8 protein-coding genes are annotated in these 9,918 nt (G+C 41.6%); 1 reads left to right on the top strand and 7 read right to left on the bottom strand.

The window, feature by feature from the left end:
* Together ACJAT7_RS15795 and ACJAT7_RS15800 are read right to left on the bottom strand one after the other, a co-directional pair.
* Positions 1 to 1,120: cache domain-containing protein (locus tag ACJAT7_RS15795; RefSeq protein WP_415227764.1), on the bottom strand; the 1,120-nt coding region annotated here is incomplete at its 3' end.
* Between the two features lie 32 nt (positions 1,121 to 1,152).
* Positions 1,153 to 2,175: a sugar ABC transporter substrate-binding protein gene (locus tag ACJAT7_RS15800; protein WP_415227765.1), complete on the bottom strand. Its 1,023-nt coding sequence runs from the start codon at positions 2,173 to 2,175 to the stop codon at positions 1,153 to 1,155.
* Positions 2,176 to 2,768: 593 nt separating this feature from the next.
* On the opposite strand from ACJAT7_RS15800, the gene ACJAT7_RS15805 reads away from it, so the two are divergent.
* Positions 2,769 to 3,152, top strand: coding sequence for a hypothetical protein (locus ACJAT7_RS15805; protein WP_415227766.1), 384 nt, complete (start codon positions 2,769 to 2,771; stop codon positions 3,150 to 3,152).
* 185 nt (positions 3,153 to 3,337) lie between these two features.
* Here the strand turns inward: ACJAT7_RS15805 and ACJAT7_RS15810 are convergent, their stop codons facing one another.
* From ACJAT7_RS15810 to ACJAT7_RS15830, 5 genes are all read right to left on the bottom strand, one after another.
* Positions 3,338 to 4,033: a response regulator gene (locus ACJAT7_RS15810; protein WP_415227767.1), complete on the bottom strand. Its 696-nt coding sequence runs from the start codon at positions 4,031 to 4,033 to the stop codon at positions 3,338 to 3,340.
* On the bottom strand, positions 4,030 to 5,472 hold the full coding sequence (locus ACJAT7_RS15815) for an ATP-binding protein (RefSeq protein WP_415227768.1): 1,443 nt from the start codon (positions 5,470 to 5,472) through the stop codon (positions 4,030 to 4,032). Before ACJAT7_RS15815 ends, ACJAT7_RS15810 begins: the two co-directional genes overlap by 4 nt.
* A gap of 76 nt (positions 5,473 to 5,548) precedes the next feature.
* The gene (locus ACJAT7_RS15820) at positions 5,549 to 6,952 is read right to left on the bottom strand and encodes an efflux transporter outer membrane subunit (RefSeq protein WP_415227769.1); all 1,404 of its coding nucleotides are present in this window, start codon (positions 6,950 to 6,952) and stop codon (positions 5,549 to 5,551) included.
* Positions 6,953 to 6,957: 5 nt separating this feature from the next.
* Positions 6,958 to 8,910 (bottom strand): MacB family efflux pump subunit, encoded by a 1,953-nt coding sequence (locus ACJAT7_RS15825; protein WP_415227770.1) that lies wholly within the window; start codon positions 8,908 to 8,910, stop codon positions 6,958 to 6,960.
* A 3-nt stretch (positions 8,911 to 8,913) separates the two neighbouring features.
* Positions 8,914 to 9,918: efflux RND transporter periplasmic adaptor subunit (locus ACJAT7_RS15830; protein WP_415227771.1), on the bottom strand; the 1,005-nt coding region annotated here is incomplete at its 5' end.

Genomic DNA, 9,918 nt, shown 5'->3' on the forward strand with positions numbered 1-9,918 from the left:
TAAATTTATTTATGCCAGTATTGATTTTTGTTATATCTTGCAAAATAACCTGATCGGTTATTTTCAAAGAAACAAAGACTATCACAATAACAAATAGCACGGTTGAAGCTATGAAGATAATAGTTAATCGTGTTAGTGGTTGATAAACCTCATCTAAATCAACCCCGACCACTAAATACCACTGTAGATCAGGTAAGTAGGTAAAACGATATTGCTTTTCCAATAACTGATCACTTTGTACCTGCGCTGAAGTGGTAATATATTCAACGCTATTTATATCAGCGAATCGTTCAAAGGTAGTCAATTTTCCTTTTTTTATCTGGCGAATTTTTTGATGTGTTTCAGTTGAGCGGATATTATATTCGAATTGACTTGCCGAATGCACAAGCTGCATGTTTAGCTCATTAAAAACCTCAATGGAACCATGCTTGCCCACTTTTTGTGCCACCAACTCATCACGAATAAGCTCCATAGTGCGAAGGTAAATTAACGCATTTCGTGGTGCACTTGTAACCACAATCCAATCTAATTCTTTGATAAAAGAGAACACTGCAATAATCAATTGTTCATCTTGCCAGTAATAGACAGTACCTGTTTCGCCTGGGGGTAAAGCTCTGGCTATTGTTGCAATCGCTTGGAAATAAAAGCGGCCGTTGTTATCTCGCAAATACCATAAACTGTCACCGGAGATATTGTGCCTGCTGGGGGTTAATAACTCCCCATTAACATTAACAAGATAATTCTCAATTTTTGAGGCCGTGATTGCCGATGGTAAACTTAAATGAAGGGGATTAGCCATCTCTTTGACTAGCTGCTTATCTACTTTTTCTGATATGAACCTAGATCTTAACTGTCTATCATACTGCTGGACAACAGGTCGCAAATAGCTGCTAACAGCAGTGTTAATTGATGTTTCAGCAATGCTCTGCACGGCATCAAGGGCTCTTGATGTGGACTCCTCTATCTCGTTAGACAAGAAAGATTGAGCAGAATCATAAATAACCGCACTAAATATAAATGAAAAAACACAAAATATTAGGGTGAATCTGACAATCAGTTTCCCCCTAATAGAGGAAGAATAAAAATGCGTGATAGAAGCTTTAAAGCTTCTATCACGCATTAATTTGTTCCGAGCTTTCCCCAGTGCAGTGTTCATTCGATACCGTAGATGTCTTGGCGACGAATATAGCCGGAATCAATAAAGATTTGATCCAAATTGTTTTTAGTAACCAGTGTCGGCTTAAGCAAAATAGATTTTACGTCGAATAAGCCATTGTTAACGTGGCTTGTGACAGATAACTGCTCACCATTGAGTATTTTCACACTCATCTCAATCGCTTTTTTGCTCAGTAATCGTGTATCTTTAAACACTGTCATTCCTTGTTTACCTGACACTATCAACTTAGAAGATTCTATCCCCCCATCCTGTCCAGTCACTACTACTTGTTGGCCATCTAAACCAGCTTCGGCCAACGCTGTTATTACCCCTCTAGCGGTGTTGTCATTAGGTGCTAATACCGCTGACAACTGTTTTAAATTCCCTTGGCTACTAAGCTGAGATAACTCCTCTTTCACTAAGCGATATGCCTCTATCGGTTTCCAGTCCATTACAGTAGTATCAAGTAAAAGTTCAATATTTTTATTATCAATTTCAGGCTGCAACAATTCCATCGCACCCGCACGGTACATTTTGGCATTGTTATCGGTAGGAGAGCCTGCTAATACAATATATTTTCCTTTTGGGGCTTGCTCTAATAAATAACGAGCCTGGATCCGTCCGACCTCTTCATTATCAAATGAGAGGTACAGATCCACGTCAGCATTAAGAACAAGGCGATCGTAAGAGATAACAGGTACGCCTTGTTTATGCGCTAGCTCTACAATAGTGGCGGCACTGCTGGCATCATAAGGCACTAAAATTAAAAGCTTAATACCTTGAGCTAACAAAGCTTCACATTGCTGAATTTGAGTGGCTGCATCATTATCACTCACCAAGACTTGCAGATCGATATCCGACTTTTGCGCTTCAATCTGCATCGCTTCTTTATCTCTCACCCAACGCTCTACTCGTTGATTTGGTAAACTTAAGCCTACTTTGGGCAAGACTACATCAGTGCAGCCCTGTAAAAATAACACTCCGAATAAAAAAAATATTTTAATAGTTAACTTAGTCATTCTGTCTCCTAGTAGCAAGGCTAGACACCCTTACCTTTTATTAATTAAATCAGAACATTAAAAAAGTCATCATACTATATGTAATAAGAACAAAAGTATTACACAGCACAATGTTTTGATCATAAATCAAGGTGGACTTAATAAATTGGGATTAGATAACAAAAAGCTAAGGCGCTTCGTGCCCCCTTTTCGCCTTACAAAACAAAAAAAGTGGCCAAATTAACTTGGCCATTACGACGTTCGCTTTCGGGGAAAAGCGAGCTGGTATAGCTTACATTTCCACTATTTGATGTGCTTGGGGATATATAGCCTCAGCTTATTATTCTCTAATATCAATTTTATCAGCCAATTTTTAAAAGAAGAAAAGGTTTAGATGCCCGCCTTTTAACTCAACTCTTTTACAAAATCACAGCCACGCTTTACCCCTGCTTCCCCTAAATAATCACAACGCCCAAACCCACAAGTCACCAAATCTCGTGATATACTTTTCGCTACGCCTAAAGAAACACCATTTTATAAAACCCGGGGATTTTTAAACGTGTTAACGTGTCTTAAACCATCATAAAATTTAAACCCACCACGAGGAGTTGAGGATGATTACTTATTTTTACTGGGCTGTTGTTATCGCAATAATGGCTGTATTGGGCTTTCTATTGGGTAAGAACAAGAAATGGAAATCTGCCCTGATTACGTGTTCCATTGTATTTTTTATTGGTTTGCTGGCTTACTATTTTCATTTTGAGCAAGTTTTTGTAAAACGTTATGGGGGTGTGATGTCAATTACTGTACCGGATGGTCAGAAACATATTCTCGCGACCTGGAAAGACGATAATTTGTGGATCGAAAACTATGATCCACAAACCAATACCTGCCATTTTAACGAATATTCCAAGGGCAACTTGTTACAGGGAAAAGTGACGATTAAAAATTGTCATCCCATCGCTTTGCAGCAGAATGTGCAGTCCGGCGCTCAATAATCGGCACAATAAAATACTGTTAGGGTTCTTAATTTCGAACCCTACCTTCTTCGGCGGGGCAATGGGGTCTTGCCTTTTGCCATCATTAAGTTGAAATTGAGTAGTTTCCAGATAAGCAGAATAAACCTTTGTTAGGCTAATAAATTGATTTGTAAAAAATCAATAAGTGGATCTCCGCAATTTTATTATTGCTTATTAAACTTATAGCCAATCCCATAAACTGAGCGGATCGGCTCTACTTGATCTGCTATTTGATTAATTTTTTTACGAATGTTTTTGATATGCGTATCAATATTACGATCGGATATATCCAATGTGTCACTGTACGCATAAACTAAAATTTCATCACGGCTAAAAACGCGGCCGCTATTTTCTAAAAAGAGCTTGAGTATTAAGAATTCCCTTGGCGTCAGATCCAAAAACTGCCCTTTAAAGGTAACCTCATACTCATCTGTTTTCATCTCAAATCCAGAGTGCTTAATGATATGTGCGGCATCGACTTCAGCTGCGTTATTTATCACTCGACGGAGCACTGTTTTGATCCTCGCTATCACCTCTCTGGGACTAAATGGCTTACAGATATAATCATCCGCTCCAAACTCTAATCCAAGTAGTTTATCAATCTCTTCACTTTTTGCGGTGATCATAATAATAGGCAGTTGTGAGAAAGTTCTAACTTGCTTACAGATTTCCAAGCCATTAATATCCGGCAGCATCAAATCGAGCAGCATCAGATCAATATTATTCTCTTTAACGAAACGGAGCACATCTTTACCGCTACTTAAATGTTCAACAAGATAGCCACTGTTCTGACAGTAGGCGATCAGTATCTCGGCAATATGAGCTTCGTCCTCAACGATAAGAATCTTCTGTTTGTTCACTGCGGGTAACTCCTATGTTCTGGTAGTCTTATATTGATACTCAGCCCACCTAGTGATGAGTCAGAGGTGCTGATTGTACCCTGATGAGCATCGACAATCTGTTTGCACAAAGCCAACCCTAATCCGGACCCGCCATAGCCTCGGTTGCGAGAAGGCTCAACCCGATAAAAGCGTTCAAATAATTTACTCTGAATAGTTAATGGCACCCCGGGAGCGGAATCCTGAATCTGAATATATACATTTTTATCTATAATCTGCGCGGAAATATGGATATCGCCATGCTTGTCTGTATAACGACAACAGTTCTCGAAGAGGTTGACGAATAGCTGCCTTATCCTGTCTTTATCCGCTAATACGGTACATTTTTTATCCGCCATCAAAAGCGCGAGTTGGGCGCAATCGACAGTCAGTTGTTTTTGTTCAAACTTCGCAGTAAAACTGTCTGCAACTTGAAGCAATATCTGAATGGGGTTTAGCGGTTCTTTCTTATAGGTGAGTCCACCTACGTCAGTGATAGATAGCTGATAGAGATCATTGACAATATGGTTCATGCTATCAATTTGATCGATAAATAGCTGAACACGTTGCTCATCTGCGACAAACACCCCATCCTGAATGCCAATAAGCTGCCCTCTTAATACGGTAAGCGGCGTTTTCAACTCATGAGAAACATCTGACATCCATTTAAAACGATTATTCTGGTTCTTGTCCAACGTCTCAGCCAAGACATTGACATTATCGGATAATAACGCCAATTCATCATTAGTTTTCTTTTCAATTCGAATACTGTAATTACCCCGAATCAAGGTGTAGGTTCCATCAATAAGCGAACTGATTGGCGCAACCAGATGCCTTGAAAATAGCCAGGCAGTTACCAATGCCAACGCGATAACAGCAAGTGCAATAATGTAGTAGCTTTTGTATTGTTGTGCCAAAAACTCATTTCCAGGACTGCCCTCGGCAAGCTCAGAGGGGACAAGGCTAAGCCAGCCTATTGTTTCTCCATTTAGCTCGATAACTTCGCTGTAAGGGTTATCAGTTATTAAAAATTTTCCGATAATGACCTGCTTATTAAGATCATATAGGCTTAATCGTTTTTGTGTCTGCAATAAACGACTAAACGCGAACAGACTATCATCGGTTTCAGATGCGTTTGTGGATGACGTAGTCACCGTTCCAGCAGGAAGAGGTTGATCCGTCGTAGCACCGAGCATCTCTTTCCAGAGCGCTTCATTTCCCTTAAGAAGTTGCCAGCTTCCATTAGCCTGATAGAAAGAGATAATTCTACTTTTTAAATCAGCAACCTGCTTATGCTCCGCAGCATTAACGAAATCATTAAAACCGGTCGATAAATTAACGGTTATTAATGAAAGCATTAACCCCACAGCAACAAAGCTGGTAATGCAAAATGCAAAGAAAAATTTATAGAATAGCTTCAACTTTGGTTCCTTATCCTACTGAATCCGTCTGCCTGTTTTTCCCGAGTTATTTTATCGGGAACCGCTGGGCTTAATATTAATTGCTATTGCTTTGTATTTTAGGAGCAATATCTTTACCACCTAATGATTGATACAATTTAGCTTGTATAATAAATTGATTATAGTGATTTTCTAATAGCGAGGCTTGTGCATCACGTTTCGCCTCTAGTGCATTTATCCAGTCAATCATATCAATTGCACCTGCGCTATATTGGCTGGCATAAATCTTTTCAACCTCTTGGGTATTGGTGTACTGCGCTTGCTGTGTTTCACCTTGATAGTGGTAGTGCTCTTTTGCAGATAGGTAGTTTGCCACCTCTTCAAAAGCTTGGTAAAGGGTAACACGATAATTAATAACCGCTGTTTGATAATCCACTTCAGAGATGTTTTTATAAAGTTTCATCTTATTCCAATTAAGAAAGGGCAGTGTTAACTCTGTACCTAATTTCCCAACTGGATTTTGCAATAACTCTACAAGGTCTGATGATGATGTACCTAACTCCCCAGTTAGCGTCAGTGATGGGAAATAACTTGCATCAAGCGCATCTTTACTGGCAAGCATCGACTTCAATTGATATAGGGATGATCTCACATCTGGTCTGCGTAAGAGAAGATCGGCCGGAATACCCGAGGCGATATCTGGCAACGTGCCTTCAGGCAGCTTTTCGATGCTTAACATTGCATCCTGCTGTGGCTGATTAAGTAACATTGCTAATGCATTCTTACTTTCAGTTAATTGTTGTTGTAATTGACTGAAACTCACCTGTTGTTTGTATAGGTTTTGAGTCGATTCAAGCACTGCTAATTGGGTCGTTGAGCCATTATCATAGCGATACTTAGTAAGCGCAATGATCTGTTCAATACCCTTAATATTGGACTCAGCAAGAGAGATCCTCTGATTCAAATAGCCCATTTTCCAATACAAAGAGGCAACTGTCACCACCAGACCTTGTGCAATACTTTCTCTATCCTCGAAACTTGCTTGAGCTGCCCACTGCGTTGCATCTGCTGCTGCTGCAAGTTGCCCCCATAAATCTAGTTCATAGCTTAGCGATGTATTGGTACTATAACTGTTGTCGGTATCGCCACTGTCAAAGTATTTTTTATTAGAAAGCGCACCGCTAAATGAAAGATCCGGCAGTTTATCATCCTCACTTAGCCCCGCTTCAAGGCGCGCCTTACGCAACGTCAGTGTGGCTAATGCTAAGTCATTATTTGTTTGTAAAGCGCCTTCAATTAGGCTGTTTAATTCCGGATTGTTAAACGTCATCCACCATTTATCCAATTGTACCGACGACGTTACAGAATCACTCTCTTGCGGCCAATTACTCGGGATCTCTACTGCTGGCATCTCAAACTCACTACGATTAAGCGAACTGCAGCCAGTCAATATCAAAAAACAGAATATAAGCGTACTCAGGTGAAAACTATTTTTATTCATAATAATTAATCTCTTGCCAGTGCGTCGACGGGGTTAAGTTTAGCGGCACTTCGAGCCGGCAGATAGCCGAAAAGAATGCCGATAAGTGTTGAACAGGAAAAAGCTGCAATAATGGAGTTCATAGAGAAGATCATTTGAAAATTACTGGTGTTTGATTCAAAGATGAGCCCAATTAAAAAAGCCAAAGTGATCCCTAGAATACCTCCGCAGATACACACTAAAACGGCTTCAATTAAGAACTGGCGTAAAATATCATTCTTACGGGCACCAACTGCCATGCGTATTCCTATCTCTCGCGTTCGCTCTGTCACCGAAACCAACATGATATTCATCACCCCAATCCCTCCTACAACTAAAGAGATAAATGCAATCGTAGAAATAAGCAGGGTCATCGTTGCTGACGTTTTTTCAATGTTTTCTCGGATTGTGTCGGTATTTACCGTGAAGAAGTCCTCTACACCGTGGCGCATTTTTATAAGACGGATGATCCCCTGTTCGGCAGCAGTGCTCGAGACACTCTCATCAACGCGTACCGTTATATCATTAACATCATCTTGTCTGAATATTCGTCCGGAAACGGTCGTATAGGGGATCCATACATTCAATGCATCACTATTGCCAAAGGCATTCTCCCTTGGCTCTGTTACTCCAATAATCCTGACCGGTAGTCGACCAAGAAATATCACCTTGCCGATGGCAACATCATCAGGAAACAGCGATGCGACGGTATTTGAGTCGATAATAGCAACCTGAGCGAGGGCCTCAACACTGTTATCATCAAAGTATTGCCCCTGCGCTAAGGTATAGCCGCGCACCCTAAAGTACTCTGTACCAACACCTTGTATTTCCCCGCTTACTGTTTGATTAGCGTAGCGAATAGCAACATTAGCCCTGACTGTCGGGGTAACACTATCGACAAATGGAAGCATCTTGAGTGCATTTGCATCACTGGCTGTTAGCGTTCGTATTCTGCCTGAGCGGCGATCCCCAAGCCCGCTACCCGGCTTGATCTCTATGGTACTGGTTCCCATTGAGGCCATATTTTCGAGCACAGATTCCTGCGAGCCGGTACCTAGCGCGACCACCGACACAACCGAGGCGATCCCGATAATGATCCCAAGCATCGTCAAAAATGTACGAAGCCTGTGATTGGACATGGCAATAAGCGCCATCTTTAACGCTTCAAAATACCGAGACCAATCAAATCGTTTGCTTGTTATCGTTTTGGCAGGTAATTTTTTTTGTGGTGAAGCCATTATTTCTGCTTGCGATCTAGCCAGGCGATCACTTTTGATCTCGCCATCTTTTATCTCAATAATACGATCAGCAAACTTAGCTACATTTTGATCATGAGTAACCAGAATAATCGTATGACCATCTCTATGTAGCTCCTGCAGCAGTTTCATCATCTCTTCGCCACTACTACTGTCCAGCGCGCCGGTCGGCTCATCGGCCAAGATAACATCACCGCCATTGACTAATGCACGCGCAACACTTACCCGCTGCTGTTGACCGCCACTAAGCTGACTGGGTTTATGATCCAATCGGTCACTTAAACCAAGACGGGTAAGCAGACTTTCTGCTTTAGATCGACGTGATGCTTTCTCTTCACTGGCATATAAAGCAGGTACCTCAACGTTGGCAACAGCAGAAAGATCCCCAAGAAGATGGTAGCGCTGGAATATAAAGCCAAAATACTCCCGGCGCAGTGCCGCCAGTTCATTTTCATCCATCTCGGATGTATCTTGACCATTGATAAGATAACGCCCGGCCGATGGTTTATCTAAACAACCGAGGACATTCATCAATGTGGATTTCCCTGAGCCGGACGTACCCACAATGGCAATCATTTCACCACGGTGTATCTGCAAATTAACCTTATTAAGTACCGTTAATTCTTGATCGCCAGCTGCGAAGCTGCGGCTTACCCCGACTAGATCTAATAGAACCTCACTCATATGCTAAAACCCCATTGGCTGTTGGCGACGTGCTGCCTGATGACTGGATGCAGAGAGTTCAGAACCTGAAGAGTCCCCCATTATAATTTCATCACCTTCTTCAAGACCGGACAGGATCTGCGCGTAAATACTATTGTTGATACCTACCTTAACGTCCCGGTATTCGACTTTTTCCCCTATCTTTACTGGAACCTGATAGCCATTCTCCTGATTAGGGTTGTCGATAAGCACCTGAGAAGGGACCAATAACGTATCTTCGACACTGTCCAGAATGATCGACACTTGTGCGGTCATGCCGATTCGAAGTATGTGATCGGGGTTTTCAACATCAAACAAGGCGTTGTAGTAGATTGCATCGCTGTCACCTATATTGAGTTGACTGTCATCGCCCGTCATTAGCGTTGGCCCTGGTTCAATTGCACGAAGAACACCATTATATTTTTGGTTGGGCGCGCCAAGAATTGAGAAATAAACCTGTTGGCCCGATGTAACATGAATAACATCAGCTTCTGAAACTTCAGCCTTAATCGTCATGGTGTTTAGCTGAGCGAGTTCAACAATACTCGGTGTCTCCTGTTGGTTGCTTAGTGTTTGCCCCTCTGCAACAGAGACATAGATAACCGTTCCATCTATTGGGGCCACAATCGTGGTATAGCCAAGATTCAATTTGGCATCATCAACGCTGATCAGTGATTGTTCTTTTAGTGCTGTTATCTGTTCTAGTTCCGCGTTGTAAACCGATAATGTAGCTTCAGCACTGTCATAGCTTGACTGTGAGCTTGCACCGCCTGTAAACATTTTCTTCTGACGCTTAAATACCGATTCAGCCTCACGTATTTGAGCTTCTTTTGCCCGATACTGAGCATTAATAATATTAAGTGACGCCAGTGCTTCTTTCAGTGCGTTTTGTTGACTTAAGCTGTCAATCTCAGCAATTAAATCTCCCTTCTTTACAACATCGCCGAGGCTGACCGCAATATTTTCGATCTGCCCCTCAGCCTGAGAGCC

Source organism: Psychromonas sp. (genome assembly GCF_047632995.1).
Lineage (GTDB): Bacteria > Pseudomonadota > Gammaproteobacteria > Enterobacterales > Psychromonadaceae > Psychromonas.

Excerpts from the sequence above, each read along its gene's own strand:
- ACJAT7_RS15805 (WP_415227766.1), top strand. The coding sequence starts at position 2,769 with ATGATTACTTATTTTTACTGGGCTGTTGTTATCGCAATAATGGCTGTA.
- ACJAT7_RS15800 (WP_415227765.1), bottom strand. The coding sequence starts at position 2,175 with ATGACTAAGTTAACTATTAAAATATTTTTTTTATTCGGAGTGTTATTT.
- ACJAT7_RS15820 (WP_415227769.1), bottom strand. The coding sequence starts at position 6,952 with ATGAATAAAAATAGTTTTCACCTGAGTACGCTTATATTCTGTTTTTTG.
- ACJAT7_RS15825 (WP_415227770.1), bottom strand. The coding sequence starts at position 8,910 with ATGAGTGAGGTTCTATTAGATCTAGTCGGGGTAAGCCGCAGCTTCGCA.